This window comes from Paenalcaligenes sp. DL 463 (assembly GCF_057475185.1).
On the sequence record NZ_JBYBKX010000001.1, the window covers coordinates 1,729,972 to 1,754,820 of the forward strand.

The window sequence follows — 24,849 nt, forward strand, 5'->3', positions numbered from 1 at the left end:
TTGCGCGGCAAGCACAATAAGACCATGAAAAGCTCATCATTATATCTGGATCAAATAAATATGTCTAATAGTTCAAGCCTTCTTTCGCACTACCCTCGATACTGTATGGCTTGCGCTACATGAGCCAACTCGATTTCTTCACTATGTGCCGCATCGGCAATGGTTCTAGCCACCCGCCATAAACGGTGGATGGTTCGATTTGACCAACTCCACTTTAACGCACTCTGCTCTAGTAAGGCAGAAGCCGCTTTATGCATCGGCGCATAGACTCTCAACTGATCTACACCTAACTGAGCGTTTAGACACTCCTGACGTTTAAGCTGTTTACTTCGGATTGCAATAACTCGCTCGCGCACCACACTCGAACTTTCACCGCTTGGGCCACCGAATAACGAAGCGCCATCGCTGCTTAAACGTAAACGGATATCCAATCTATCTAAGAAGGGTCCCGACAGCTTCCCTGTGTAACGCTCGATACGTTCTGGCGTACAACGACAAACCTCCACCTTATGTCCATACCACCCACAAGGACAGGGATTCATTGCCGCAATCAATTGAAATCTTGCCGGAAAAACAAGACTACGGCTGGCCCTAGCGATGCGTATTTCACCTAGCTCTAAGGGCTCTCTCAAGGCTTCAAGCGAGCGCCTATCGAACTCTGCCACCTCATCCAAAAAAAGCACACCGTGATGAGCCAAGCTGATCTCGCCCGGACGCGGACGCACACCCCCTCCGACCAAAGCCGCCACCGAAGTGGAGTGATGTGGCGACCTAAAAGGCACTTGCCAAGATAAACGCTCGGCCTCCCCCGCCACCGTAGAAATAGCGGCAACCTCTAGTAATTGCTGCGTACTTAAAGGGGCTAATAAGGTTGAAAATCGTTGAGCAAGCATGCTTTTGCCCACACCAGGCGTGCCCACTAACAGTGAATTATGCCCTCCCATTGCCGCGATCTCTAACGCCTGCTTCGCACGCGACTGCCCCTTAATTTCGGACCAACAGTGTGTCGCACTGAGAACTTGCGCCTCCGGCAACATTGGCGGAACAGGGCTAGAAGGCTCGGGCGCACATAACATGGAAGTAAGCTCTTTAAGTGTAGCCACTCCATACACGGCCAAACCCTCAACCAACGCGGCCCTTTCAGCCCCAAGACGAGGCATAACCATACGTCGTAGGCCTAAAGCCTTAGCACCTAACGCCAAGGCCAGCGCAGTAGACAGCTCAACAACAGCACCAGTTAACGAAAGCTCGCCCGCAAAAACATACTGATCCAAGTCTGGCGGCTCTATGCGGTTCGTCGCCACCCCGCTATGAACCAATTGCCCAGACGCTTGCAATAGACCCAGGGCAATGGGTAAATCAAAATGCGCAGCGTCCTTGGGCAAGTCTGCCGGCGCCAAATTAACCGTTATCCGAGAAGCAGGAAAATCGAAACCACTGCTCACAATGGCAGAACGAACACGCTCGCGGCTTTCTCGCACTCCGGTATCGGGAAGCCCCACGACATTAAAGGCTGGCAAGCCCACGCCCACATGCACCTCAACTCGTATCGCATGCGGTGTCACGCCCGATAACGCACAACTATTGATGACGGCGAGTGACATCCTTGCTCCGTATGAATAAACAGAACAGTATGATGTGAATGGAGGGGTTTACGCCGCGCCCAGCGACCAACTATCCATGGGGAAAACCACGTCAAAACAACGTAACGACAAAAAAGCCAAGGCAATTGACCTTGGCTTTTAACAACATTAAAGCAATAAATCGAATAATGAAAAATGCTTTTACGTATCACGTTTGTCTGTTGTGGGTGACACATTTTCGACAGTAGGCGCAGAGGAGTTAGCCTGCGACTGTGCCTCTAACACCTGAACCCGAGACTCAAGTGCAGCAATGCGCTCTAGCGCCCGAGCAAGCAGTGCACTTTGATCATCGAACTCTTCACGTGTTAATAAATCCATACGCGTGAAAGTTTGCGTCATTAATGCACGAACGTTTTTCTCAATATCCGCTGCCGGGCTTTTTGCGATCAACTCAGAAACGTTTTTCTGTAGTTCGTTTAACCAATCGGTGCGTGGATTCATAATGGCCTCGAAAATTTCAATAACAATGCCTTAAGTGTATAGAAAAATGGCTGCGCAAGGCAGCCATTTTTTAAAAGAGACTTAAGTCTTAATTAAGGCTTAACTTCTTCTGAAGGTTGAGCTGGGTCTTGCGGCTCTACACCATTTCCAACTTTATCTTGAATTGCAGCATCAGCTTTGGCTGCACCCTCTTTAATACTGTCACCCACTTCATCTGCAGTGCGCGAGGCAGCATCTTTTAGCTCTTCAGCCTTTTCCTTAATGGCATCGCCTGCTTCCGCAGCGTCGGCTTTCAGCTCATCAGCCTTTTCTTGAACATCCGCTTTAGCTTCTTCTGCATCAGCTTCAAGTTCATTAGAAGTCATTGGCTCTGAGGCCATGGGGTCAGGGGCAACCGGGGACGCGGGCTGTGTTTCAACAGCAGGTGCAGGCATATCAACCGCCGCATTATCCTCACCTTCCGAGCAAGCTACTAAAAGGCTTAACGATGCCACAGCGGCGATTACGGCAAGATGTGAACGAGTTTTTTTCATAACTATCCTTACTTGGTCCTAGGTCGCATTAATACTTAATGTCAGGCGCTGATGCGACATACAGGCTGACATCAACCACTTGTGTGTTACAAGTTCATGAATCCTATTCTAGCCACAGCAACAACTCAAAAACCAGAGCTAGTGTAAATCCTAATTTCAACGTTATTATTTTTCCGAGCTTATTTTTGTACTTAAGCCTTATTTTTCAAGCCTTAAGAAGAAAACGTCAAAAAACTTAAAGGATACATATTGATACAATTAAGCGTACTATAGAGGAAAACAGCAACGCAATCAAACAAAATAACGACGCCTACTGTTAAATCATCAGGGTCGTCAATCGGCTATTTGTCAGAGGCTAGACAAACTTAACCGTTCACCTCGGTTTAATGCCGGTGCCACGAGCGTGCGTAACTGCGTGGAATGAGCCATCCGTATCTCCTGCTTAACATCCAATAGCTGTGCCGGATGCATTGAAAAGCAGGTCAAACCCAGCCCAAGCAACAAGCGAGTAAGCGTAGCGTCCCCCCCCATTTCTCCACACACGCTCACGGGAATATTGAAGCGTTCGCCGGCATTAATAACTTGAGCGATAAGCCGCAGCACAGCTGGATGTAAAGGATCATAAAGATCGCCGACGTCAGCATCCCCTCTGTCTACCGCCATCACATACTGAATTAAATCGTTCGTGCCAATAGACAAAAAATCTAAACTAGCAGCAAAGGGCTCGATAGCAATTGCCATTGCGGGCACTTCAACCATAGCGCCCAGTTTAATATCTGTTTCATACGCCACACCTGCCGCAGATAACGATGCTTGAGCCTCAAGCAGAGCTTTACGCACAGCGACGATTTCTTCCATCGTGGAGATCATGGGGACCAGTATGCGTAACGAGCCATATACCGAGGCTCTTAATAACGCCCGTAACTGAGTCTGAAAAAGCTCAGGGTGCGCTAAGCAATAGCGAACAGCCCGCAAACCCAACGCAGGGTTCGTTGCTACGGTTTGCTCGCCGTCTAATACTTTATCTGCCCCGATATCAAGAGTACGGATGGTAACGGGCTTGCCCCTCATCGTTTCCAACACCGTACGATAGGCTTCGAACTGCTCTTCTTCGCTGGGAAGCAACTGCCTACCCATAAACAAAAACTCACTGCGAAACAAACCGATGCCATCCGCTCCGGCTTCGTAGGCCTCAACTGCCTCTTCTGGAAGCTCTATGTTGGCTTCTAGGTGTACAGGCACCCCATCCAGCGTAATGGCTGAGGAGTTCCGCAACGATTCTAGCTTGGCACGCGCATCACGAAACTCACGTTGTCGTGTCTGGTATTCGTTTAGTACACGCTCGGGAGGGTTCACCATCACCACGCCCGTAAAGCCATCCACGATGAGCAAGTCCCCTTCTCTAACTAACGTCCTGAACCCCCCTAGCCCCACTACAGCAGGTACATTCAAGCTTCGCGCAACAATGGCAGTATGGGAAGTAGGCCCACCAAGATCCGTTAAAAAAGCAGCAAATTTAGCGCCTCGTAAGGCCAACATATCATCGGGTGCTATGTCCCGAGCCACTACAATTAACGCCTCGGCAAGCTCACCATCACCCCAATCCGGCTCCGGTACCGAGCGATGGTTTCCTGACAGCAGACCTACGACACGCTCTATTACCTGCCGTACGTCGGAACCCCTCTCGCGTAAATACTCATCTTGCATGGCAGAAAATCGCTCAAGCAAAATTTGACTTTGAGTAGTCAAGGCCCATTCAGCGTTATAAAAACGTTGCTGAATAAGTTCGGCTGTTTGCGAACGAAGCAGCGTGTCATCAAGGAGTAAGGCGTGCACCCCTAACAGGCCAGCCATTTCCTTAGGTGCATCAGCAGGTAGAGTAGCAATCAGGTGTTGAATATCATTTCTGGCCTGATCCATTGCCTGATAAAGCCGTTCGCACTCTGATTGCACTGCGTCATTTGCAATACGATAGTGTGGGACCTCAAGCGAAGTCGCCCCCATAATCACAGCACGGCCTATTGCGTAGCCATTGACTACACCTTGACCCTTACCGCTAAACATCGCCGTATTCTGGGCTGTTTTTATTTGGGTAGTCATTATGTTGTTGCCTCCTGCATTCTTCTTATCGTTATTCGCCCTCACCAAACTTATCGTCGAACAACAGCTTGATGGATTCGAGCGCCTGAGCCTCGTCATCACCTTGCGCATCGATTGTTACTGTAACGCCTAGCCCTGCCGCAAGCATCATGACCCCCATAATACTCTTCGCATTGACTCGCTGTTCGTTTCTGGCGATATAGACCTCGCTTTTGAAGCTCGAAGCTAATTGCGTCAGTTTCGCTGCAGCTCGTGCGTGCAAGCCTAATTTATTACTAATAACAATATCAATGGATGGCATAACGTAATACTTCAGTTGAATAAGTGACGTTTTAGGCAGACCGGTCTATGGTCATAATCCCGCGCATGGCCCCATTTCGAATCGCTTCAATAAAGGTGCTAGGGTCGGTGTGACGGTCGCCCACTGCTTTTAACACCATGCCAAGATTAGCCCCCGTAATCAGGTCTACCTCAGCACCTTCTAATAACGATTTCTTAAAAGCGGCTTGAGCAATATTAAAAGGAGTTGCCCCAATAAGATCGCACAGTATCAGGGAGCTTCTGGTGCTTGATGAAATCAATTCGCACAAATGCTGGACGTGGGGCTCCACATGATCCGTCACACCAATATCCAACACCGTCAGTTGATTGGTGTGACCATAAATGTGTTTAACACACGCGGCAAATGCACTACCCAACGGCTCGTGCATGACCAGGATGATTTGAGGATAGTTAGTGCTTAACCGCATCTTCCAATGCTTGAGCGAATGCCTGTGCTACATCAAAACCCGTTTGTTCTGTAATTTCAACAAAGCAGGTAGGGCTTGTGACATTGATCTCGGTCACATAGTCACCGATCACATCTAAGCCTATAAGCAGCAAACCCCGTTTTGCGAGCGTTGGCCCTAAGGCCTGAGCAATCTCTTTGTCGCGTTCGGTTAAAGGCTGTGCTACACCGCGGCCACCGGCCGCCAGATTGCCTCGCGTTTCGCCTGCTAATGGAATACGTGCCAAGCTAAAAGGTACCGCCACACCGTTAATCAAGATAATACGCTTATCGCCTTTCTCGATCTCAGGGATGTAGCGCTGCGCCATAATGGTTTGCGTGCCTTGCTCGGTCAGGGTTTCCAGAATGGCACCTAGGTTCGGCTCATCTGGCCGTAAGCGAAAAATACCGGTACCACCCATACCATCTAATGGCTTCACAATCACGTCTTGCTGCGCCTTGTAGAAGGCACGTAATCGCGCCATATTACTCGTGACGAGTGTGGGAGACGTGAACTGCGAAAACTCAGTAATCGCTAATTTCTCGGGGTGATTGCGTATACCGGATCCCGTGTTAAAAACCTTGGCCCCTTGAGCTTCTGCAAACCCTAACAAATGAGTCGAGTACGCGTACTCCATATCAAAGGGCGGATCTTTACGCATAACGACAGCATCAAAAGCGGTTAATTCAGATTCACATGGCTCACTTAAGGTCGTCCACCAATCCGCGTTACGTAGATCGGCATCGTCAGCAATGGTAATCGCTTGTGCAGTGGTACGTACCCGCCCAGCCTCGATATAGAGATCGGATTGCAGCGTGACACTGATTTTATGCTCACGCGCAATTAATGCGCGCATCATGGCAACAGAAGTGTCTTTATACGCCGATAAGCTCGGCAAAGGATCGGTGATGAATAAGACGTGCATGCTTCACTCTAAACAAAACCCTTCATGATGCTCAGCCTCATGAAGGGGTAAGCGAACGCGGCAAAACCGCGCTCGCAGAAAGACAGCTAAATCTAGTGCCTATAGAAACCGCCGAGTCGTTAGCTAGTTGCTTTCTTTTTAGGTGCCAACACCATGATCATTTGGCGACCTTCTAACTTAGGCATGGACTCGACCTGACAAAGATCTTCAACATCATCACGCACACGCTCAAGCACCCGCATACCTAACTCTTGATGAGCCATCTCGCGACCGCGGAATCGTAGTGACACTTTGACCTTATCACCGTCTTCAATGAAACGTCGAACATTACGTAGCTTAACGTTATAGTCGCCTTCGTCCGTAGCAGGACGAAACTTAACTTCTTTAAGACTGATGATCTTTTGTTTGGCTCGAGCTTCTTGCTGGCGCTTTTGCTCTTGGTAACGAAATTTACCGTAATCCATTAGCCGACAAACAGGCGGCGCAGCTTGTGGTGCAATCTCGACCAAATCAACGTCGTGCTCTTCTGCTAAGGCCAAAGCATCTGGTACCTTAACTATACCTAGTTGCTCACCCTCAATACCAATGAGTCGCACTTCAGGAATACGGATTTCTCCGTTGATGCGATGTTTTTTTTCGGTTGCGATGTCTAAAACTCCAAAAATTAAAATCAAATAGTGAACCCAACAGGCCCAAAATGGCTACTGGCGAGTTTCAACTTCTACTTTCAAACGAGCAACAAAATCCGACACAGGCATAACGCCTAAATCGAGAGCGCCGCGACCACGCACGGCCACTGATTCAGTCGCTGCTTCTTTATCACCTACCACGAGTATATAGGGAACTTTTTGCATGCTGTGCTCCCGAATTTTACGGGTGATTTTTTCACCACGCAAATCAGCATTAACGCGTAGGCCTTGCGCTGTTAGTTTACGAGCCACTTCACGAGCATAATCAGCGGAGGACTCGGCAATACAACACACCACTGCCTGTTGAGGTGACAACCAAACGGGCAAAGCGCCTGCATGGTTTTCTATAAGCATACCAATAAAGCGCTCGAACGACCCTAAGATAGCCCGGTGAAGCATAACGGGCGTACGGCGTTGGTCATTCGCATCGACATACTCGGCTCCCAAGCGCTCAGGCATTGAGAAATCAACCTGAATCGTCCCACACTGCCAATGACGTCCAATCGCGTCTTTCAGTGTGTATTCGATTTTAGGCCCATAAAACGCGCCTTCGCCCTCGGAGACTTCGAATTCGCAATCGGTATGCCGTAGACTTTGCATCAGAGCCGCTTCTGCTTTGTCCCATACCTCGTCAGAACCAATGCGTTTTTCAGGGCGCGTCGCAACTTTGTACAAAATCTCTGTGAAGCCAAAATCGGCATAGACCTTTTGTAGCGTAGCGGTAAAGTTCGCGCACTCTTCCTGCAACTGGTCCTCAGTACAGAAGATATGACCATCATCTTGCGTAAAGCCACGCACTCGCATCACACCATGCAATGAGCCTGACGGTTCATTTCGATGGCATTGCCCAAACTCGCCGTAGCGAATGGGTAACTCACGATAAGAGTGAAGCCCGGAATTAAAAATCTGAACGTGCCCCGGGCAGTTCATTGGCTTCAAACCATACAATCGATTTTCGGACTCTGTCGTGAAAATATTCTCTGCGTAATTATCCCAGTGTCCTGTTTTTTTCCATAAAGACAAATCCAGAATTTGTGGCGCCTTAACTTCTTGGTAACCGTTTTCTTGGTAAACCTTACGCATGTACTGCTCAACTTGTTGCCAAATTGTCCAGCCTTTAGGATGCCAGAAAATCAGCCCTGGAGCCTCATCTTGAAAATGGAACAGATTAAGCTCGCGGCCCAGACGACGATGGTCACGCTTCTCGGCCTCTTCAAGCATATGCAAATAAGCCGCTTGCTCGTCTTTGGTCGCCCAAGCCGTGCCATAAATGCGCTGTAGCATTTCATTATTGCTATCACCGCGCCAATACGCACCCGCTACTTTCATCAGCTTAAATACACGTAACTTTCCGGTCGAAGGTACGTGGGGGCCACGACATAAATCGATGAAATCACCGTTGCGGTACAAGCTGATCGTCTGATCTTGTGGGATAGAAGCAATAATCTCAGCCTTATATTCTTCGCCCATCTTACGGAAGAACTCAACGGCATCATCACGCTTCCACTCTTCGCGCACAACGACTTCGTCCTTACGCGCTAACTCTGTCATTTTCTTTTCAATATCACGCAAATCGTCGGGCGTGAAGGGGCGCTTATAAGAAAAGTCGTAATAAAAACCATTGTCGATAACAGGTCCGATCGTTACCTGCGCCTCAGGAAACAACTCTTTCACGGCGTAGGCAAGTAAGTGAGCGGTAGAGTGACGAACCACTTCTAATCCGTCAGCGTCTTTTACGGTCACAATGGCAAGTTCAGTATCACTATCAATTACATAACTGGTATCGACCAACTGCGGCTCAGATCCATCAACACTTACTCGCCCCGCTAACGCAGCACGTCCCAGACCAGTGCCAATAGACTGCGCCACTTCTCCAACAGTAACAGGGCCTTCAAACTCGCGCTGCGAGCCATCCGGTAATGTGATGTGAACCATAAGACTTCCTGAAAATAAAAAACGCGGCATGAATGCCGCGTTTCGGTATTTGGTCTGCTTAAATCAGCATGCGAACACAATGCGGCGAACGGCTACGACTGCCTGCGGGTTGTTCGCGTAGAGGTCATTAATTTAGATCCTGAAAGCTGATTAAAACATTAACTGAAATAGATGCTAAGAGTTTAACACCCCGCCCTTAAGTCCGCATCTTTTATCATACTTCCCTGCCCGCAGCGTCATACAACACGGACCCTTTGGGCTAAAACGTTGTATAAATACCATTAGCATGCACAGCTAGTTACTCACCCGTACAACTTTGAACCCTACCCTTTGCTCGCTTCCTATAAGCTGTTTCTCATAAAGAGTAACCCGAGCGCACTTCGTTCGTAGTGACACCTAACCTTGGTTATCCCTCACTTTAGAGTCCTTGGTATGAGCAAAACAATCGCCGAAATCGTAACGTTCATGCAAAAGAACAACTTACGTCTTGTGACCGCAGAGTCCTGTACTGCAGGTCTGATCGCTGCAACAGTCGCCGATGTGGAGGGGGCGGGACAATTGTTAGATTGCGCCTTCGTTACTTACTCGCCCGAGGCGAAAAAACGCTGTCTTCACGTCAAGCAAGAAACACTCGATAACTACAACCTAACCAGTGAAGCCGTTGCCGCTGAGATGGCCATGGGAGCATTAACCGAAAGCCCCGCCAATTTAGCCATAGCCAATACTGGAGTGGCTGATAGTTCAGATCCGCAAATACCCGCTGGCACACAGTGCTTCGCTTGGGCTTTTCGCCACAGCAATCATGGTATTAGCGTATATAGCGAAACCACACACTTTGATGGGGACCGTAATAGTGTCCGCGAACAGAGTGCCTATTACGCCTTACGCCGCATCCCCTACTACGCAAGTCTTAACCGCAACTCACCCGAGTAATCGCACCAATTTCGTCGGTATGTAAATTAATTCTGTCGGGACGCATCTCCATCGTCGCAACCGCGTTCGGACGTAAAATACGTACAGGGCCCGGCAAGCTCTCTAACACCACGTCACTTTCAGAAAAGCCGACCAAGTGCTGTAAGTCATCGGCATTACATGTGTAGCCATTCGTCGCCGTGGTGGGCGCCTCTGCGGTTTGCTGTTTATTCATCGCCTGACACCCTGCCAATAACAACCCTGCCGATATGATGGTTACGACTTTCATCCAATGTCTCCGAGACGGTGATAGTAAAGACTTCTTTATAAACGATTCTCTGCTTGGGAGTATGACAAGCTGTAAAGCCAAATAACGCAAAGTGGCGAATGCACAGAGGCTTGCAGAACCTGATCAGACTCTAGTATGGTCACAAGCCTTCTCTACAACCATAAAGGAAAGGCGCGCATGAGCACTTATGACTTTTTTTTCAGCCCTCAACTCGCTCAGCAACACTTAAGCGATATTGCGAAAAATGAATATGATCTAGTCATTGAGCTTATTGAAAACATCAATAAAAATGCCGCTAGACTACTGAAGACGGTGATTGAATCCAATCACGCAGAAGGTCCGATACCGAATAGCCGTCACTTTACGAATTACGCGAGCCTGCACCGCCATGCAGATGGAAGCGTGGACGAACTTCTACTTACTTACAGTAAGCGTTATGAAGCGCCAACCGCCATTCACGACTTATTTGAATCGCTGGTAGCGCACCTTAAGCAAACCGTAGATCAAAACACACTACACCCCAGTTTGCGTAAAATTGACGTGGTTTATGAGCCCTACAGTATAAAAATACGACTGCACTTTAAGGCCTGATCACGAGCACTACACAGCCTAAAAAATAGGCGCAACGTGAACATAGCAAGACGCCAGGTTCACGTTGCGTCATCCTAAACCCAATACAATTTTATTGGTTTAAACAATCGCTCATACATCGCTCGTTAGAAGCGTCCGGCCGTTCGTCTTTATAAAAATTCCCATAATTGGGCATTTCAATGGCGGTCAACGACTCTGCATCCAAGGTAGCATCCACAGGCAGGATATCGTTTTTATGCAATAGATAGGCCACAACGCTATACACCTCCTCGTTGCTCATCGATTGTGGCGAATCAAAAGGCATAGTCCGACGTACATAATCAAACAATGTTGTGGCATAGGGCCAATAACTACCAATTGTTTTCAGCGGTTTTTCACTGGTTAAACTATCCTCTCCACCCGCCAAACGAGAGCCTAAACCACCTTCTAAATTAGCTCCATGACAAACCAAACACGTTGTCCCGTAGATTTTCTCACCGGCTAACACCGTCCCCTCGCCCTCAGGCAATCCCGTTCCATCTGGAAAAACGTCGATATTCCACTCGGCAATTTGCTCAGGACTTAGTGGCGTTCCCAGATTACTTAAGTCATAAGCGTGCACGGCGGTAGAACCCAATGCAGCACAAAGCACAAAGCCAAAGGTTTTAAGCGCGCCCATTTGTGACCTCCCCTGTCGCCGATATTTTCCAAGGTTGAATCGAGTTATTGTGGTAGAACGAATTCTTGCCCCTCGCACTAATTAATTGCTCTAGCGTAGGCTGCACATATCCCGTTTCATCCACGGCCCGACTCATGATCACTAACTCTTCTCCGTTCCAATCAAATGGCGCTCTAAAAGCGGTAAGAGCTTTACTCATGACCGGCTCTTGAAGCTCTGCTTCTCGCCATGTGTTTCCACCATCAATGGATACATCCACATGCGTAATTTTCCCGTGCCCACTCCATGCGATGCCCCGCATCTCGTGCGTGCCTTTACGCTTAAGTTGATGTGTTCCTGATGGCGAGGTGATGAGCGACTTACACTCCATGACAAAGGAAAACTCACGCGAGCGACCATCAGCCATCAGATCCGTGTATTTAGCCGTTTCCTCTCGTGTATGAGCCGGCTCGGTCACGACATGTAATCGGCGCAGCCACTTGATGCTCATGTTGCCTTCATAACCTGGCACAAGCAGCCGAACGGGATAGCCTTGCTCAGGGCGTAAGCGCTCACCATTCTGACTGTAAGCGACCAGCACATCATCCAGACATTTCTCCATTGGAATACTGCGTGTCATCGCTGCGCCATCTGCTCCTTCAGCAATGATCCATTTAGCGGAGTCTTGTAGTCCCGCATGCTCAAGCAGCGTTTTAAGCCAAACACCGGTCCACTGCACACAGCTAACCAAGCCGGCCACTTCTGCCGCTGTCTTTCCATATGGAGGTAAAAATGAAGGGTTTCCTGAACACTCTAAAAAGTAAATGGGCGACACGCTCGGGAACTGCCGCAGCTCTTCTACTGTAAAGGCTAGCGGTTTATCCACGAGACCATGAATCATAAGACGGTGTTCGGCAGGATCAATAACAGGAACACCAGCATGATGCCGTTCGTAAAAAAGACCGTTAGGTGTGATGATCCCGTCTAACTCTTGTAGCGGTGTGGTGCTGTACGCAGACATAGGCTCTACCAAGCCGGGATACATATTACGCACAGCTAGCGTTTCGAACTCAGAGGGTGTGCCATACGGCTTAGCCGTTGGAAGCCCTAGCGACGTTGTCCACTTAGGCACCCCAAATGGCGCGCCCGCCTCGGTAGAGGCCGCTACCGAACTAGATTGGGCAAGGGCTTCACGCCCCACTCCAATCGCAGCGACGGCAGTTGCTACTGCTCCCCCTTTCATTAAGAAATTACGACGACTTAAAGCGTTAGTCGAGTTATCAAGACCGACTTCATTGGTATCGGTGCTTATCACCTTCGAAACAACATCGTTTGTCATGTCTTCTCCTACGTTGATAAGGCCCTGCCGTAACACTGATCCACCTTCGTCAGAGTAGAGATGGCGACACAAGTCAACAGCTCCACACCTAGCTTAACCTCTTCTGCATATGCTTATAAGTTTTTGTTCTTTTAGTTATACCCCCTTAAATATTTATACTCGGGCTAGTTAACTATATTACTTTTTGGTGTAAAAATGAGCCGTCTTACAATTCATTCTATAGATACTGCCCCAGCCGAGGCACGCGATCGGGTTCAAGCTGCCCAACAAGCTAACGGCTTTCTTCCTAATCTGATTGGTGTATTAGCCAACGCGCCGGCGGCTCTTGAGACCTATCAAGTGGTGGGGGCGATTAATGGTAATACCAGCCTAAGCCCTACCGAACGCGAAGTGGTGCAAATTACCGCAGCCACACTCAACGATTGTGGTTTCTGCGTAGCGGGTCATACCAAACTCTCGCTTAAAAAAATAAAAATGCCAGAACCTCTTGTCGAGGCCTTACGCAACGTCGAAGCGTTAGATGACCCTAAGCTTAATGCTTTAGCTCAATTTAGCATCGCTGTGATCGAGAAAAAAGGACAAGTGTCCGACGATGAGTTAAATGCCTTTCGCGCCGCGGGTTATAACGACCAGCAAGCCTTAGAGGTCGTATTAGGGGTTAGCTTAGCAACGTTGTGCAACTACGCGAACAGCTTGGCTCAAACGCCAATCAATCCAGAGCTACAGGATTTCGCCAACCCTAAACTCACGGCATTTGCATAATCGTTCACTAAGGACTACGCATGAGCTCTACTGAATACGCTGAAAACCTAAACGAAGCTGTTAAAACGTTAGTAAAAACAGATCTGGCCCCTATCGTTAATGCTGTGGATCGAGATGGGTTCTACCCTCGAGATTTTCTACAGAAGCTAGGCGGTGTGGGTGGGTATTCAGCAGTCACCGCTCCCATCCTAAATGAGACCGCTACCGGACTTAGCTCGCAATTGGATACGATTCGTGAAGTCGGCCGCGAGTGCGGCTCAACCTCATTTTTGGTGTGGTGCCAATCAGCTTGTGTCACGTACTTGCAAAAATCGCCTAATAAAGTATTACGTGCCCGTTATCTGGACGCCATTGCTAGCGGCGCCCTTTTGGCTGGTACGGGTATGTCAAACGCCGTCAAACATCTGGCCGGTATCGAAAACATCCGCCTTAAAGCACGTCGTGATGGCAATGACTATGTGGTGTCTGGTTCATTACCGTGGGTATCGAATATTGATACCACGCACCTCGCCATTGTGGCGGCGGAAGTCGACGATGGCGGCTACATTATGTTCGCCACCCCATGCAATGCCGACGGAATAAGCCTGCATTCTTGCCCAGAGTTTTCCGGCTTGGAGGGCACGCAAACGCTGAACATACGGTTTAAAGAAGCACGTATCAGCAACGACGATGTCATCGCACAACCTGATCAGTTCTCAGCCTACATAAAAAGTATCAAGCCTGCTTTTGTGTTGGCGCAAACAGGAATGGGTTTTGGCATTATCGATAGCTCTTTATCGACCATCCGCGAAAGCAATGTCGTCAACGCCCATGTCAACCAGTTTTTGGATGACCAAAGTGAGAAACTGCTTGAAGAGTTCAGCGCCCTGCAGAGCAGCGCCAAAGCGCTAGCTAAACAAGCGGAAAGCGGTACCGTTGCCATGATTGATATCTTGCGCCTACGCCTAGCCACCTCAGAGCTCACCTTACGCGCAGCCAACTCCGCTGTACTGCACGCGGGGGCCAGAGGCTATTTAATGCGTCACCCCGCCCAGCGCCGTCTTCGAGAAGCCATTTTCGTAGCCATTGTGACGCCAGCACTTAAACACTTGCGTAAAGAGATTCACGCTTTTGAACAAAATGCGATAGGAGTCGAAGCAGCATGAGTCGGCAATGGATGTGTGGCCCCTGTGGCCTAATTTACGATGAAAGTGCGGGCATGCCTGAAGAAGGCATCGCCCCTGGCACGCGATTCGAAGACATTCCTGATGATTGGGAATGCCCGGATTGCGGCGTCACTAAAGCCGATTTTTACCTGCTACCTGACTAAGTCAAAACGCCACTCTTTCCTCTCTCAACGAGTTCTTGATGAGCACTACGCCTACGCCATTCGCCCCTGTAATTCTTGAGGCCGATAACATTAATATTCGCTATCAGCGTGCAGGCCAGTCGCCCAAGACCGTACTGCAAGATTTTTCTTTGCGGCTAAAAACTCGTGAAGTCATTGCTTTGCTTGGCCCTAGCGGTGTCGGAAAATCATCATTGTTGCGTATTCTGGCAGGCTTACAACAAGCAGAACAAGGCAGCGTATCGCTCAGAGGCCAGCCTTTGCAGGGCCCTCACCCACGATCCAGCTTTGTATTTCAAGACCCTTGCCTGCTTCCTTGGTTAAGCGTAGAAGAAAATGTGGCCTTTGGCCTGGATTTCAAACACCAACCCAGCATCGATCAAGAACAGATTCAATCACGCGTCAATGCTGCCATTGAGGAGGTTGATTTACACGGTGCTAGCGGCCTATATCCAAGCGAGTTATCTGGCGGTATGGCCCAACGTGTAGCGCTCGCCCGAAGCCTAGCCAGACAGCCAGAAATTCTATTACTTGATGAACCCTTTAGTGCTCTGGATGAAATAACCCGTGGCGACATGCAAGAGTTACTTCTCAACATTACCGACAAGCATGGTACATCGGCGGTACTCGTAACTCACGATATTGACGAGGCCTTAACACTCGCTGACCGTATCTTATTAATGGGTGATCGTCCAGGACGACTTATCGGTGAATGGCAGCTTAGCTCGGCGCAGCCTCGCGATCTGCTTAGCTCAGAACTCGGTCAGATACGGTTAGAGATTTTGAAACTGCTACGCGAGTACCGAGGCTCACCCAAACTCAAACCACGTGCTGACACTCCCTCAACACGTAATGCGACTGCCGCTTAACCTAAACCCTATTCAGACAGGACGACAAATGGCTAACTCTCATGACTTTAAAGCCACTCAGCAAACTCGCCGTCAGCTTTTAAAGCTATCAGCGCTCTTCTCAACAATGGGAGCGTTGCCATTACTGCAAATGGCAAATGTGGCACGCGCAGCTGAACCCGATGCTCCACTACGCATCGGCTATTTACCTATCACCGATGCCACACCACTGCTGGTCGCCCACCACAACGGTATTTTTGAACAGGAAGGCCTAAACGTCGAAAAACCCAGACTGTTCCGTAGTTGGGCCCAGATTGTTGAGGCTTTTCTTGCGGGTCAGGTTAATGCTGTACACTTGCTTTCCCCCATGACGGTATGGGCACGCTATGGTAGCCAAGCGCCCGCGAAAGTGGTGGCTTGGAATCATATGTCGGGCTCTGGCCTAACGGTACAACCACACATTAATAATATATCTGAGCTTGGCGGAACAACTGTCGCCATACCTTTCTGGTACTCGTTGCATAATGTCGTGCTGCAGCACCTTCTGAAGAACGAGGGTTTAGAACCTATCAGCGACGGTAACCCAAGCCCTAAACAAGTCAAATTGGTGGTGATGGCCCCTTCAGATATGGTTCCTGCGCTGGCCAATAAGCAAATTTCCGGCTACACCGTCGCCGAACCCTTTAACGCAAATGCCGAGGTTCTTAAGGTCGGTAAAATCATGCGTTTCACTGGCGACGTATGGCGCGACCACGCCTGCTGTGTGGTGCTAATGCACGAGAAAGACCTGAATGAACGACCCGAATGGTCTCAAAAAGTTGTCAACGGTATCGTAAAAGCCCAAGCTTGGATCCAAGATAATCGTCAAGAAACGGCGCAAATTCTTTCACGTGACAATCCACAAAAATATACACCTCATAGCTATGAAGCCTTAGCCAATGTCTTGGAACCAGCGCGAATGGATACGGCTCTTTATGAAAACAATGGCGCCATCCAAAACGCCGACTGGCAAGACAAACGCATTGACTTCCAACCTTACCCCTTCCCTAGCTACACGGAAGAGCTTATTCGTAAACTTCAAAGCACACTCGTTTCCGGACAAAATGAGTTTTTACACGCATTAGATCCTACTTTTGTTGCAAGAGACTTAGTTGATGATCGTTTCGTGAAGCAAGCTATTTTGAACAATGGCGGTCCTGCAGCTTTCGGTATTCCCGACTCATTTAGCCGTACAGAAACCATCACCCGTTAGTAAGGACTCGACTTATTATGCGTTCAACGCTCAGCCAACCGCATAACAGGCAAGGTATAGGCAGCTTAACCACCCTGTCACTCAAAATGCTGCGCCACAGCCAGAAACTGGTGTACGGTGCGGTTGGGCTTGCCGTATTGATACTGCTGTGGTCTATCGGGATACGGTTGCTGGAATCAAGCATTCCCTTAGCGGCATCGTTAGCACCTCTACCGACCTTTCAAAGCCTGTACACCTTAGTCTCAAGTGGTGAACTCACCCATCACTCGCTGATGAGTATTCAGCGGGTGTTTGTGGGCTTAGCGTTATCGTTGCTCATCGGCGTCCCATTGGGACTGGCCGTGGGGGGCTCTCGCCTACTAGAAAACGCAAGCAGTACAGCTTTTCAGTTTTTACGCATGATTTCACCACTTTCGTGGATGCCCATTGCGGTCATGGTATTCGGCATCGGTGATGCGCCTATTTACTTTTTACTAACCTTTGCCGCAGTTTGGCCGATTATGCTAAATACCGCCGCAGGCGTACGGCAATTAGACCCGTCTTGGTTAATGCTGGCGAAAAGCTTAAGCGCCACCCGTCGGGAGATTCTATTTCGTATTGTTATCCCCGGTATTTTAGCGAATGTGTTGACGGGAGTACGACTCGCCATTGGCGTCATATGGATTATTCTCGTGCCTTGCGAAATGTTAGGCGTAAGCTCTGGATTAGGCTATTACATTCTAGACACCCGAGATCGCTTAGCCTATTCAGAATTAATGGCTGTCATTATCTTAATTGGGGCTTTGGGGTTTTTGCTGGATGATCTCGCTCAGCGCGCCTATCGTTATTGGTCTAGAACAAAAAGCTAATGTAGCGTCCGCTGTAAAGCAGTGTAGGTTTTCAAGCGAGTCGTTCTAAACAGCTAAACATAAAAAAGCGGCTTTAAATTAAAAGCCGCTTTTTTCATTAGCGTCTGTGATGATGGCGATGGCGCTTTTTATTGTGCTTTCTAGCGTGTTTAGCGTGCCATCCTTTTTTATTAGAATGGTTTACGTAATGATGCTTCGGTCGCGAATGATGCTTCGAATGATAAGAACGTCGATCTCGCTTATCTTCGGTCAAAATATTACCTAACACACCACCAGCAGCAGCGCCCCCAATGGTTAACATTGGATCGCCTTCAGACAGCACGGCCCCTGCTGCAGCCCCTAGGCCTGCTCCTAAAATAGTATTAGTCACCTTATCCGAAGCCTGTGCTGTGGACATCAGTGCTACAGACAAGACTGCAGCGGCGCTAAGGTATCGTACAAATCGAGCAGTGGTCATCATACTTATCTCCTACTAAACCGAAATTCTCCGCTACACGCGAACGAAGGTCATATCTAATTGGAGTTAAGTCTAATCAGCACGCCTATAGCGCGACAAGGCTCAAAAAAGGATAATTGCTGCTAAGTGCTACAGAAGCACGCCTAAACGGCCTAATACTTACAAAAAGCCCAAAACGGTGAGTTAAGGAACACTCTTTCACAACTCGCTTATCACTCAACAGCGCAAAAACCACACTATGGTAATTTTCTGCTTTTTATTGCAATAACTCAGAATCAATGAGTTGTTGAGCAAAGCAAATACCAGCAGCCTTCCCATCTTCATAAGACGTAAAACTATAAGCATGTTCGGCTGACAGAACTAACGAGTTCTCTTTAGCTCCGACGCTGTCGAATATTTCAATCCAGACATTCCAGCGATTTAAACGTGTAACGGAAGGATCACAGTACACCGTATAGTGATGCGCCCTATAGTTCTCTGCATGCACACAGGTTTGAGTCGTCATCCTTTGCCTCCAAATAAGTCATGACACACCTTAGGATTTAACCGGCTTCACAACGGACCACATCACAACTAAGCGTTACAACAACGATCATCATAAACTTAAAAACAGGCCTTCCACATTGGGTTAAACACCGTGTGCGCAGCTATTTTTCCAAACGCCCTAAAACAGCCAACACAAATAATGCTACAAGAGTACAAACAACAGCGGTGGCTTCATTTCCATAACCCGCCGCCACACCCACCGCAGCGGCAACCCAGATGCTTGCAGCCGTGGTCAGCCCCTTAACGGCAAGCTCGCTACTTTGCTTCAAAATAGCACCCGCACCCAAAAAACCGATTCCTTGAACCACGCCTTGCATGACGCGACTGATGGCGTCTTCCTGCATCCCCCCCACCACAGGTACCAAAATAAACAACGCCGCACCCAAAGAAACCAACATATGGGTACGCAGCCCAGCATCTTTACCTCGACGCTCGCGCTCATATCCAATAGCAGCCCCCAGAATCACGGCTAAAGTCAGGCGCAAGACAATGACGGTAGCCTCCTTAACATCCGCGATATCGGAAAATTCACTCAGTACAGTCTGCCAAATATCTGCAAATGTCGACATAGCGACTCCTATGCAGTGAAAGAGAATATTATTCTGCCTTAATTTGATGAGAAAACTGCTACCAAGCGTGAAAGCTTTCTGGCTAAGCGGCCATTACAAGTGCCCGTACACAGTGTATACAGGCTGAATGCCATATCAACCTCACTGGCTAACGACTTGATTCGTAGCACTTTTTTTCCAAATGTTGATTCCCACGCATTGTTTTGATCTAGGCTAAAAGTTCTGTTTTTTCACCTATCAGGAGTTTTTTATGGCTCAGTCGAAACGTGGTGACCTAAAGCAAATACACGAGCTTCTTTACCAAGCACTAGAAACGGAACTAGGCGGAGAGTTAATTTACAAAACGGCTATTTCCTGTGCAATTTCAAATGAATTGAAAGAGGAATGGCAAGGCTATCTGGAAGAAACGCAGACTCATCAGCGCGTGTTGGAAGCCGTATTTCAACAACTTGAACTTGACCCAAGCACTCATACGCCGGGCAGAGAAGTGCTGTCTCACATCGCTAATTCACTGGTCAAAGCCATGAAAATGGCACAAGCTGCAGGAGACCCAGTAGCGGCCGAGCTTGTTGCTGCGGAATGTGTCGTACTGGCTGAGACCAAAGATCATATGAACTGGGATCTGATTGGAACAATCGCCGATAAAACGTCGGACAAAAACCTCTCTAACACCCTAAAGCAGGCACATGAAGCAGTAGCAGAAGATGAGGGGCATCACCTCTATCACACCAAAGGTTGGGGCCGTGAACTTTGGATTAAATCACTGGGCTTTCCAGCCGTGTTACCGCCACCTGAAGAACAAAAACAGGTGGCTACCCCTATTGGGGCTTCAAGAGCGGAACAGCAGCGGGACAAAATGCTTTAACGCATCAGCTCTTACCAAATAAAAAAGCAAGCCGCTACTCTAGCGACTTGCTTTTTTGCTGGTCTTTGCACAGAACTGTGCTTTTATTAGGCTAATGTCACCACCACCAACCTGAACGTCGGCGCAATTTTTTTGCTGCAGCACGATTCAGCTCTTTCGCTTCTTGCTCTGCATATTCTCGTTCTCCCGGCTCGTAAGAACCTTCGTGCATGCAGCGACTGCGATCCCACCTACATTCATCCCGTGGCGCGGTACTCGCACATCCTGCGATGACGGCACTGAACAACAACGCTAAGGAGAATCGACATACAAACTGGAAAGACATAACCACCCCTACCTGTAAACACTGTTCACCAACCCATCAGGCACGTACACGTAGCCCAAGAAAACGCAAGCAACGCTAAAGCGCAAAGATACCCATGAGTGGTGGCAAAAAACTGCTATAACTACGGCTTCAAATAACTAAATATACAGTATGACCCGGATAAATTGCGTACCTGTTGAAGAGCTTAGTGGCCCACATCTTATCGCAGAATATCGAGAACTACCCCGCGTGTTTGCCTTGGCTCAAAAAGCAGCAGAGCGTAAAAGTTTTGCTCAACCCGATGCTTATACTCTGGGGAAAGGGCACCTCTTGTTCTTCTACACGAGGCTAGACTACCTAATGCAAAGGCACCATGCCCTTATTAATGAAATGAAGCGCCGAGGCTATAAGCCCACGTTCACAGGGGTGAACCGTACTGATTTTCCAGACATACCTGAAGACTACTGGAATGACTGGACCCCTACCCCCGAAGCGCTACATATAAACCGAGTACGCATCAAAGAGCGTAGCCCAAGCTAATAACGGACTACGCTCAGTGTGGTTACAAGGCTGTCCATACTGTTAGGGGCTTGTCTTAATCACAGTGTCGGTCTCGAAGCCCTGAGTCTTGGCATAGTCAAGCAATTCGTTCACCACGTTTTCGTCCGCTTGCTGATCTCGAGCAAGCACCCATAAATACTTGCGATCAGGTGTTCCTACCAGTGAGTATTGATAATCTCCGTGTATTTTCATGATCCAGTAGTCTCCCCAAACCAGAGGTAACCACGACATCCATTTAGGTGCGAAGCGTACCTCTAAGATGGCGCTATCTTTAGTGGCCACCGCATTCGATAAACGTCCCTGAGCCTGTGCCGTTTTGGTCGCCCCATCTTTATCGGTGCATTGGTTCGTGACGCTCAACGTACCGTCAGCTTGAAGCACATACTCAGCTTGCACATTGGCCACGCAGTCTTTCTGGAAACGATTGGGCAGACGAGCCTGTTCAAACCATGTTCCCGAGTATTCACTTAGCTCTACATCAGGTTGGGTGGGCAACTCTTGAGAGGTCGTGGCACACCCAGTGATTCCAAAAGCGAGCACCAGCATAAAAAGTTTTCTCATTAAAAGTCTCCTAAAGGACGAATCGAGTTTCCGTTAACAGAGATTATGACTGATCCACATCATCCTAATACGCTATTTTTAGCTAGCTCCGTTGTTGCATATCGTTCACGTTGTATACCGGTGTTTGACAAGCGCATTTGTGCTGAGTATAAGAGTAGGAGCAGGCGGAAACCGTGGCACTGCGTTACCTTATCTTATCTACCGGGACGGGCCGGCTCTTACCTTATTAAGAGCTTGTAAGCTCTACGGAGTTTAAGGTGATTACTCTAAGCCCCATCAAAAGGCGCATTGTCTACGTATCAGTTTTCGAAGTCATTGCGATTATTCTTTCAACCTTTTTCCTAATGGCCCTTAGCGGAAGCAGTGCCAAAAACTCGTTGCCTGTGGCCGTCATGGTTTCAGTGGCGGCGGTCGTGTGGAACTATATTTACAACACCTTTTTCGAGTCGTGGGAACGAAAAAGACAAAGCGCGGGCCGTACGCTCTGGATACGCTGCATTCACGCAGTAGGGTTTGAAGGCGGGCTAATCCTTATTTGCCTACCCATTTACATGCTTTGGTATAACGTAGGCATCTGGCGAGCTTTTACAATGGAAATAGCGCTGCTGCTCTTTTTCCTTGTTTACACCTTTATCTTTACGTTAATTTTCGACAAGATCTTTACGTTACCTCAGTATCAAGACGCCTCAACCTGAGCGTGTACGAACGCGTTTTCCCCACCACATCACCAGTAAGCCAACGATTACCACTCCCCAGTAAGCAAGACCGATCATGGATGTCAACAACTGGCCGAATTCCGTTAACGCTCCGTCTGGGCAGGCGCCCTCAACCGTTTGCATTGCGCATTCAAAAGACGCTTGCCAGAATGCTGCCGCGATAGAGCCAACCACAATATTCGCGCCCAGAATGATTAAAATTGCCCCGAGTCTGCGCATCATCGTCTCCTGCTAAGCGGTATCTCCTTAGGTCAAACATAAGGCATGGGACAGACCACGCCCCCCTCTGATTCTGATCATCAGGATGTCGAGCTCTGTCCCATCACGTCATCGATACGCTTTAAACCTCGTTTTGGTTCATTTCTTTTCTGTTAACTTAGGTTTGGGTGTGTGAGTTTGACTGGAATACGAGCCACCTTGATCCGAACTTGGTTTTGCATGCGTTGGGCCAGACGTTTCGGTATCACGTGCGCCGCCAGCCGTATTGTGGTGTGTACCTTCGCCCCCTTTCGTCCCGCTACTTTCATTGCTGTTTGCCCCACCACTAATTTTATTGGCCACTTCGTCGCCGCTTACGCCGCCAATATTAGCGTCTGATGCCCCAGGCCCATCGGCATCACCCGCACTCGCACCCCTTGGACTTGGGTTAGAGCCCTGCGCTAACAATACTGGGCTTGCGATAAGTGAGACTGAACATAGCGCCAGAGCAAGTAATTTCTTCATGCTTATCTCCTGATTTAAGGCTCTAATGAGCCGTCTTTCTTCTAGCAAGAACCATGCCTGACAACAACCGTAGGGTCCGAAGCCTACCAACACGGCTTGACGCCTTCTGGAGTTGAAACGACATTTTTCGGACTTAACTTAAAAAGAGAACAAGCCCGCGATTACTTCAGTATATCTGCCCCTTGATGCCCCTCTGGCACACCTTGCACCAACATTACATCGCCGCGTGTATTTGCTGTGCGTAGCGGACGGATGGCTAAGTACGCCTCAGACTGGTACCAACCTGTCGCCTTTTCCATTGATGGAAATTCAATCATAACCATGTCACCCACCCACTCACCCTCAAGGGGGTAATAAGGCCCACCATGAACAATGTATTTTCCTGAAAATGGCAGTAAGGTTTCATCAATACGACGTAAATAGTTGGCCACGTCGTCGTTAAATTGCGTTTCACGAATGATCGCCACAGCATAGGCCTTCATGTCTTCCTCCTGATCAGGGGCGCCACAGCAGCGCCCTATCTCTATGGTATCGAGAGACCTCTCGAGCGACATGACAGCAAAAGAAAAATAGTGTGACAACTAAACGTGAACGACCTGCACATCCGACTTATCTGCTGTCGAGCAATGGCAGTTAAGCGGATGACTGCTTACTCGAAGCGAGCGGACAAAATAAAACCCCAGCAAGATTTCTCATGCTGGGGTGATATTCTGGTTGCGGGAGCAGGATTTGAACCTACGACCTTCGGGTTATGAGCCCGACGAGCTACCATGCTGCTCCATCCCGCGTCTGACCAAATAAAAACCCCGTCGCGGAAGCGAGGTTTAGAAATTGTTATCAATGCAGCGAATGACTGTATCGACAAAAAAGATTATAGGGGCTAATCGGCTCGCCGTCAAGATAGGTAAACGCATACTTGATACTCGAACCTATTACTTTACTCTGGTCCGTACCCGCATTCCCCACCAGATCACTAGAAGCCCCACGATCACGCCGCCCAAGACCACAAGGCCATAGGCCGAGGCCAATACATCAATAAACAGTGTCATCGTTCCGGCTCTACACTCACTTCCTGCCTCCAAGAGAGCGCACCAACACGCCTTTATTTGATCGCCAGAACGTCCTTCATTCTCAAGTAATCTTTATCGTACTGGCTAGCCAGTTTCAGCTTTTGCGCCTCGGTAAGAATCTTTCCTGAGGCCTGGAAAAACTTCGTTTCCTCTTCCTTAAGGTGATGATGAACAAGCTGTGACAGGTTTTTGGCCGTGGCTAGCCAGCTGCCGCCGTCATAATCTGCTTGCATCAGCTCTTCCACACATTCATCAATTTCGTGATGTTCGGCGAGTGCATGTCTGGAAGGACTCAGACCCATATCATCCATCAGAATAGGCGCGTACAGAAACCGCTCTTCCGATGCAGCGTGCGCGGCCAGCTCAATGCGCAGTTCTTCCAAAATAGCTTCCCGTTTTCCACTTTCTGGCTTTACGCGCACCAGATTCCTACAGAGGGACCTTTGGATTTCATGACTTTCACGTAATGCATCGTAAATCGTCCTCATACCACCCTCACATGTTGGATTGATATGTTTATCAGTCTAGGACAAACTCTGAGATCCGTCACGCCTGTCGCGACACAGCAAATTACGCTTAAGCCCATCAAAAACAGAACGCGGGGAGTATCTTTCGATAGACATAGACAATCTGTTTGGA

The 24,849-nt window shown here is 48.7% G+C and carries 32 protein-coding genes and 1 tRNA gene; 11 read left to right on the forward strand and 22 right to left on the reverse strand.

Features of this window, described 5'->3' with window-relative positions:
• Positions 1-89: 89 nt before the first annotated feature.
• The 9 genes from AC2UZI_RS08125 to thrS form a co-directional block, all read right to left on the reverse strand.
• Positions 90-1,604 (reverse strand): YifB family Mg chelatase-like AAA ATPase, encoded by a 1,515-nt coding sequence (locus AC2UZI_RS08125; protein ID WP_486943305.1) that lies wholly within the window; start codon positions 1,602-1,604, stop codon positions 90-92.
• Between the two features lie 180 nt (positions 1,605-1,784).
• The gene (locus AC2UZI_RS08130; RefSeq protein ID WP_486943306.1) at positions 1,785-2,084 is read right to left on the reverse strand and encodes an accessory factor UbiK family protein; all 300 of its coding nucleotides are present in this window, start codon (positions 2,082-2,084) and stop codon (positions 1,785-1,787) included.
• A 92-nt stretch (positions 2,085-2,176) separates the two neighbouring features.
• Positions 2,177-2,617 carry a YtxH domain-containing protein gene (locus AC2UZI_RS08135; protein WP_486943307.1) on the reverse strand — a complete coding sequence of 147 codons (441 nt, stop codon included), beginning with the start codon at positions 2,615-2,617 and terminating at the stop codon, positions 2,177-2,179.
• A 348-nt stretch (positions 2,618-2,965) separates the two neighbouring features.
• Positions 2,966-4,717: a phosphoenolpyruvate--protein phosphotransferase gene (gene ptsP, locus AC2UZI_RS08140; RefSeq protein WP_486943308.1), complete on the reverse strand. Its 1,752-nt coding sequence runs from the start codon at positions 4,715-4,717 to the stop codon at positions 2,966-2,968.
• Positions 4,718-4,748: 31 nt separating this feature from the next.
• Complete coding sequence (locus tag AC2UZI_RS08145) at positions 4,749-5,018, reverse strand: HPr family phosphocarrier protein (protein WP_486943309.1); 270 nt, start codon at positions 5,016-5,018, stop codon at positions 4,749-4,751.
• 31 nt (positions 5,019-5,049) lie between these two features.
• Complete coding sequence (locus tag AC2UZI_RS08150) at positions 5,050-5,466, reverse strand: PTS sugar transporter subunit IIA (protein ID WP_486943310.1); 417 nt, start codon at positions 5,464-5,466, stop codon at positions 5,050-5,052.
• Positions 5,450-6,409: a glutathione synthase gene (gshB, locus tag AC2UZI_RS08155; RefSeq protein WP_486943311.1), complete on the reverse strand. Its 960-nt coding sequence runs from the start codon at positions 6,407-6,409 to the stop codon at positions 5,450-5,452. Before gshB ends, AC2UZI_RS08150 begins: the two co-directional genes overlap by 17 nt.
• Positions 6,410-6,528: 119 nt before the next feature.
• Positions 6,529-7,080, reverse strand: a complete 552-nt coding sequence (infC, locus tag AC2UZI_RS08160) for a translation initiation factor IF-3 (protein WP_486943742.1) — start codon at positions 7,078-7,080, stop codon at positions 6,529-6,531.
• Positions 7,081-7,110: 30 nt separating this feature from the next.
• A complete protein-coding gene (gene thrS, locus AC2UZI_RS08165; protein ID WP_486943312.1) occupies positions 7,111-9,033 on the reverse strand; it encodes a threonine--tRNA ligase in 1,923 nt (640 codons plus the stop codon).
• 432 nt (positions 9,034-9,465) lie between these two features.
• Here thrS and AC2UZI_RS08170 point away from each other — a divergent pair, with 432 nt between their 5' ends.
• The gene (locus AC2UZI_RS08170) at positions 9,466-9,966 is read left to right on the forward strand and encodes a CinA family protein (RefSeq protein ID WP_486943313.1); all 501 of its coding nucleotides are present in this window, start codon (positions 9,466-9,468) and stop codon (positions 9,964-9,966) included.
• Here the strand turns inward: AC2UZI_RS08170 and AC2UZI_RS08175 are convergent.
• Positions 9,944-10,234, reverse strand: a complete 291-nt coding sequence (locus AC2UZI_RS08175; protein WP_486943314.1) for an I78 family peptidase inhibitor — start codon at positions 10,232-10,234, stop codon at positions 9,944-9,946. The two genes, AC2UZI_RS08170 and AC2UZI_RS08175, sit on opposite strands and share 23 nt — an antisense overlap.
• Before the next feature lie 177 nt (positions 10,235-10,411).
• Here AC2UZI_RS08175 and AC2UZI_RS08180 point away from each other — a divergent pair, with 177 nt between their 5' ends.
• Positions 10,412-10,825 (forward strand): hypothetical protein, encoded by a 414-nt coding sequence (locus AC2UZI_RS08180; protein ID WP_486943315.1) that lies wholly within the window; start codon positions 10,412-10,414, stop codon positions 10,823-10,825.
• A 91-nt stretch (positions 10,826-10,916) separates the two neighbouring features.
• Here the strand turns inward: AC2UZI_RS08180 and AC2UZI_RS08185 are convergent, their stop codons facing one another.
• Positions 10,917-11,483: a c-type cytochrome gene (locus AC2UZI_RS08185; RefSeq protein ID WP_486943316.1), complete on the reverse strand. Its 567-nt coding sequence runs from the start codon at positions 11,481-11,483 to the stop codon at positions 10,917-10,919.
• A complete protein-coding gene (soxC, locus tag AC2UZI_RS08190; protein ID WP_486943743.1) occupies positions 11,470-12,705 on the reverse strand; it encodes a sulfite dehydrogenase in 1,236 nt (411 codons plus the stop codon). Before soxC ends, AC2UZI_RS08185 begins: the two co-directional genes overlap by 14 nt.
• Positions 12,706-12,996: 291 nt before the next feature.
• Between soxC and AC2UZI_RS08195 the strand changes: the two genes are divergently transcribed.
• From AC2UZI_RS08195 to AC2UZI_RS08220, 6 genes are all read left to right on the forward strand, one after another.
• Entirely contained in the window at positions 12,997-13,563 is a 567-nt protein-coding gene (locus AC2UZI_RS08195) for a carboxymuconolactone decarboxylase family protein (RefSeq protein WP_486943317.1), read from the forward strand.
• 20 nt (positions 13,564-13,583) lie between these two features.
• Positions 13,584-14,708: an acyl-CoA dehydrogenase family protein gene (locus AC2UZI_RS08200; RefSeq protein ID WP_486943318.1), complete on the forward strand. Its 1,125-nt coding sequence runs from the start codon at positions 13,584-13,586 to the stop codon at positions 14,706-14,708.
• Entirely contained in the window at positions 14,705-14,872 is a 168-nt protein-coding gene (locus AC2UZI_RS08205) for a rubredoxin (RefSeq protein ID WP_486943319.1), read from the forward strand. The genes AC2UZI_RS08200 and AC2UZI_RS08205 overlap by 4 nt, the downstream gene beginning before the upstream one ends.
• A 38-nt stretch (positions 14,873-14,910) precedes the next feature.
• A complete protein-coding gene (locus AC2UZI_RS08210; RefSeq protein ID WP_486943320.1) occupies positions 14,911-15,759 on the forward strand; it encodes an ABC transporter ATP-binding protein in 849 nt (282 codons plus the stop codon).
• 28 nt (positions 15,760-15,787) lie between these two features.
• On the forward strand, positions 15,788-16,990 hold the full coding sequence (locus AC2UZI_RS08215) for an ABC transporter substrate-binding protein (protein ID WP_486943321.1): 1,203 nt from the start codon (positions 15,788-15,790) through the stop codon (positions 16,988-16,990).
• Between the two features lie 86 nt (positions 16,991-17,076).
• Positions 17,077-17,838, forward strand: coding sequence for an ABC transporter permease (locus AC2UZI_RS08220; protein ID WP_486943744.1), 762 nt, complete (start codon positions 17,077-17,079; stop codon positions 17,836-17,838).
• 97 nt (positions 17,839-17,935) lie between these two features.
• On the opposite strand, the gene AC2UZI_RS08225 is transcribed toward AC2UZI_RS08220, so the two are convergent.
• From AC2UZI_RS08225 to AC2UZI_RS08235, 3 genes are all read right to left on the reverse strand, one after another.
• A complete protein-coding gene (locus tag AC2UZI_RS08225; RefSeq protein WP_486943322.1) occupies positions 17,936-18,298 on the reverse strand; it encodes a YMGG-like glycine zipper-containing protein in 363 nt (120 codons plus the stop codon).
• Between the two features lie 253 nt (positions 18,299-18,551).
• Positions 18,552-18,800 carry a hypothetical protein gene (locus tag AC2UZI_RS08230; protein WP_486943323.1) on the reverse strand — a complete coding sequence of 83 codons (249 nt, stop codon included), beginning with the start codon at positions 18,798-18,800 and terminating at the stop codon, positions 18,552-18,554.
• A 142-nt stretch (positions 18,801-18,942) separates the two neighbouring features.
• A complete protein-coding gene (locus AC2UZI_RS08235; protein ID WP_486943324.1) occupies positions 18,943-19,410 on the reverse strand; it encodes an MgtC/SapB family protein in 468 nt (155 codons plus the stop codon).
• Between the two features lie 250 nt (positions 19,411-19,660).
• Here AC2UZI_RS08235 and AC2UZI_RS08240 point away from each other — a divergent pair, with 250 nt between their 5' ends.
• Positions 19,661-20,275, forward strand: coding sequence for a hypothetical protein (locus AC2UZI_RS08240; RefSeq protein WP_486943325.1), 615 nt, complete (start codon positions 19,661-19,663; stop codon positions 20,273-20,275).
• Positions 20,276-20,372: 97 nt separating this feature from the next.
• On the opposite strand, the gene AC2UZI_RS08245 is transcribed toward AC2UZI_RS08240, so the two are convergent.
• Positions 20,373-20,600, reverse strand: coding sequence for a hypothetical protein (locus tag AC2UZI_RS08245; RefSeq protein ID WP_486943326.1), 228 nt, complete (start codon positions 20,598-20,600; stop codon positions 20,373-20,375).
• Between the two features lie 150 nt (positions 20,601-20,750).
• Between AC2UZI_RS08245 and AC2UZI_RS08250 the strand changes: the two genes are divergently transcribed.
• Positions 20,751-21,119 carry a pyrimidine dimer DNA glycosylase/endonuclease V gene (locus AC2UZI_RS08250; protein ID WP_486943327.1) on the forward strand — a complete coding sequence of 123 codons (369 nt, stop codon included), beginning with the start codon at positions 20,751-20,753 and terminating at the stop codon, positions 21,117-21,119.
• A gap of 42 nt (positions 21,120-21,161) precedes the next feature.
• On the opposite strand, the gene AC2UZI_RS08255 is transcribed toward AC2UZI_RS08250, so the two are convergent.
• A complete protein-coding gene (locus tag AC2UZI_RS08255) occupies positions 21,162-21,701 on the reverse strand; it encodes a lipocalin family protein (protein ID WP_486943328.1) in 540 nt (179 codons plus the stop codon).
• Between the two features lie 257 nt (positions 21,702-21,958).
• Between AC2UZI_RS08255 and AC2UZI_RS08260 the strand changes: the two genes are divergently transcribed.
• Positions 21,959-22,396: a PACE efflux transporter gene (locus tag AC2UZI_RS08260; RefSeq protein WP_486943329.1), complete on the forward strand. Its 438-nt coding sequence runs from the start codon at positions 21,959-21,961 to the stop codon at positions 22,394-22,396.
• Here the strand turns inward: AC2UZI_RS08260 and AC2UZI_RS08265 are convergent.
• From AC2UZI_RS08265 to AC2UZI_RS08285, 5 genes are all read right to left on the reverse strand, one after another.
• On the reverse strand, positions 22,388-22,639 hold the full coding sequence (locus tag AC2UZI_RS08265; RefSeq protein WP_486943330.1) for a hypothetical protein: 252 nt from the start codon (positions 22,637-22,639) through the stop codon (positions 22,388-22,390). The two genes, AC2UZI_RS08260 and AC2UZI_RS08265, sit on opposite strands and share 9 nt — an antisense overlap.
• A gap of 135 nt (positions 22,640-22,774) precedes the next feature.
• Positions 22,775-23,140 carry a hypothetical protein gene (locus AC2UZI_RS08270; RefSeq protein ID WP_486943331.1) on the reverse strand — a complete coding sequence of 122 codons (366 nt, stop codon included), beginning with the start codon at positions 23,138-23,140 and terminating at the stop codon, positions 22,775-22,777.
• Between the two features lie 161 nt (positions 23,141-23,301).
• The gene (locus AC2UZI_RS08275) at positions 23,302-23,622 is read right to left on the reverse strand and encodes a DUF1330 domain-containing protein (RefSeq protein ID WP_486943332.1); all 321 of its coding nucleotides are present in this window, start codon (positions 23,620-23,622) and stop codon (positions 23,302-23,304) included.
• Positions 23,623-23,851: 229 nt separating this feature from the next.
• Positions 23,852-23,928, reverse strand: a tRNA-Met gene (locus AC2UZI_RS08280).
• Between the two features lie 314 nt (positions 23,929-24,242).
• On the reverse strand, positions 24,243-24,698 hold the full coding sequence (locus AC2UZI_RS08285) for a hemerythrin domain-containing protein (protein ID WP_486943333.1): 456 nt from the start codon (positions 24,696-24,698) through the stop codon (positions 24,243-24,245).
• Positions 24,699-24,849: the final 151 nt, after the last annotated feature.

Coding starts and splice junctions, on each gene's coding strand:
- AC2UZI_RS08215 (WP_486943321.1), top strand. CDS start 15,788: ATGGCTAACTCTCATGACTTTAAAGCCACTCAGCAAACTCGCCGTCAG.
- AC2UZI_RS08200 (WP_486943318.1), top strand. CDS start 13,584: ATGAGCTCTACTGAATACGCTGAAAACCTAAACGAAGCTGTTAAAACG.
- thrS (WP_486943312.1), bottom strand. CDS start 9,033: ATGGTTCACATCACATTACCGGATGGCTCGCAGCGCGAGTTTGAAGGC.
- AC2UZI_RS08255 (WP_486943328.1), bottom strand. CDS start 21,701: ATGAGAAAACTTTTTATGCTGGTGCTCGCTTTTGGAATCACTGGGTGT.
- AC2UZI_RS08125 (WP_486943305.1), bottom strand. CDS start 1,604: ATGTCACTCGCCGTCATCAATAGTTGTGCGTTATCGGGCGTGACACCG.
- AC2UZI_RS08180 (WP_486943315.1), top strand. CDS start 10,412: ATGAGCACTTATGACTTTTTTTTCAGCCCTCAACTCGCTCAGCAACAC.
- AC2UZI_RS08195 (WP_486943317.1), top strand. CDS start 12,997: ATGAGCCGTCTTACAATTCATTCTATAGATACTGCCCCAGCCGAGGCA.
- AC2UZI_RS08175 (WP_486943314.1), bottom strand. CDS start 10,234: ATGAAAGTCGTAACCATCATATCGGCAGGGTTGTTATTGGCAGGGTGT.
- soxC (WP_486943743.1), bottom strand. CDS start 12,705: ATGAAAGGGGGAGCAGTAGCAACTGCCGTCGCTGCGATTGGAGTGGGG.
- AC2UZI_RS08130 (WP_486943306.1), bottom strand. CDS start 2,084: ATGAATCCACGCACCGATTGGTTAAACGAACTACAGAAAAACGTTTCT.
- AC2UZI_RS08185 (WP_486943316.1), bottom strand. CDS start 11,483: ATGGGCGCGCTTAAAACCTTTGGCTTTGTGCTTTGTGCTGCATTGGGT.
- AC2UZI_RS08230 (WP_486943323.1), bottom strand. CDS start 18,800: ATGACGACTCAAACCTGTGTGCATGCAGAGAACTATAGGGCGCATCAC.
- AC2UZI_RS08240 (WP_486943325.1), top strand. CDS start 19,661: ATGGCTCAGTCGAAACGTGGTGACCTAAAGCAAATACACGAGCTTCTT.
- AC2UZI_RS08225 (WP_486943322.1), bottom strand. CDS start 18,298: ATGATGACCACTGCTCGATTTGTACGATACCTTAGCGCCGCTGCAGTC.
- ptsP (WP_486943308.1), bottom strand. CDS start 4,717: ATGACTACCCAAATAAAAACAGCCCAGAATACGGCGATGTTTAGCGGT.
- AC2UZI_RS08245 (WP_486943326.1), bottom strand. CDS start 20,600: ATGTCTTTCCAGTTTGTATGTCGATTCTCCTTAGCGTTGTTGTTCAGT.
- AC2UZI_RS08235 (WP_486943324.1), bottom strand. CDS start 19,410: ATGTCGACATTTGCAGATATTTGGCAGACTGTACTGAGTGAATTTTCC.
- AC2UZI_RS08170 (WP_486943313.1), top strand. CDS start 9,466: ATGAGCAAAACAATCGCCGAAATCGTAACGTTCATGCAAAAGAACAAC.
- AC2UZI_RS08145 (WP_486943309.1), bottom strand. CDS start 5,018: ATGCCATCCATTGATATTGTTATTAGTAATAAATTAGGCTTGCACGCA.
- AC2UZI_RS08220 (WP_486943744.1), top strand. CDS start 17,077: ATGCTGCGCCACAGCCAGAAACTGGTGTACGGTGCGGTTGGGCTTGCC.
- AC2UZI_RS08270 (WP_486943331.1), bottom strand. CDS start 23,140: ATGAAGAAATTACTTGCTCTGGCGCTATGTTCAGTCTCACTTATCGCA.
- AC2UZI_RS08150 (WP_486943310.1), bottom strand. CDS start 5,466: ATGCGGTTAAGCACTAACTATCCTCAAATCATCCTGGTCATGCACGAG.
- AC2UZI_RS08205 (WP_486943319.1), top strand. CDS start 14,705: ATGAGTCGGCAATGGATGTGTGGCCCCTGTGGCCTAATTTACGATGAA.
- AC2UZI_RS08135 (WP_486943307.1), bottom strand. CDS start 2,617: ATGAAAAAAACTCGTTCACATCTTGCCGTAATCGCCGCTGTGGCATCG.
- AC2UZI_RS08250 (WP_486943327.1), top strand. CDS start 20,751: ATGACCCGGATAAATTGCGTACCTGTTGAAGAGCTTAGTGGCCCACAT.
- AC2UZI_RS08285 (WP_486943333.1), bottom strand. CDS start 24,698: ATGAGGACGATTTACGATGCATTACGTGAAAGTCATGAAATCCAAAGG.
- AC2UZI_RS08275 (WP_486943332.1), bottom strand. CDS start 23,622: ATGAAGGCCTATGCTGTGGCGATCATTCGTGAAACGCAATTTAACGAC.
- AC2UZI_RS08210 (WP_486943320.1), top strand. CDS start 14,911: ATGAGCACTACGCCTACGCCATTCGCCCCTGTAATTCTTGAGGCCGAT.
- gshB (WP_486943311.1), bottom strand. CDS start 6,409: ATGCACGTCTTATTCATCACCGATCCTTTGCCGAGCTTATCGGCGTAT.
- AC2UZI_RS08265 (WP_486943330.1), bottom strand. CDS start 22,639: ATGATGCGCAGACTCGGGGCAATTTTAATCATTCTGGGCGCGAATATT.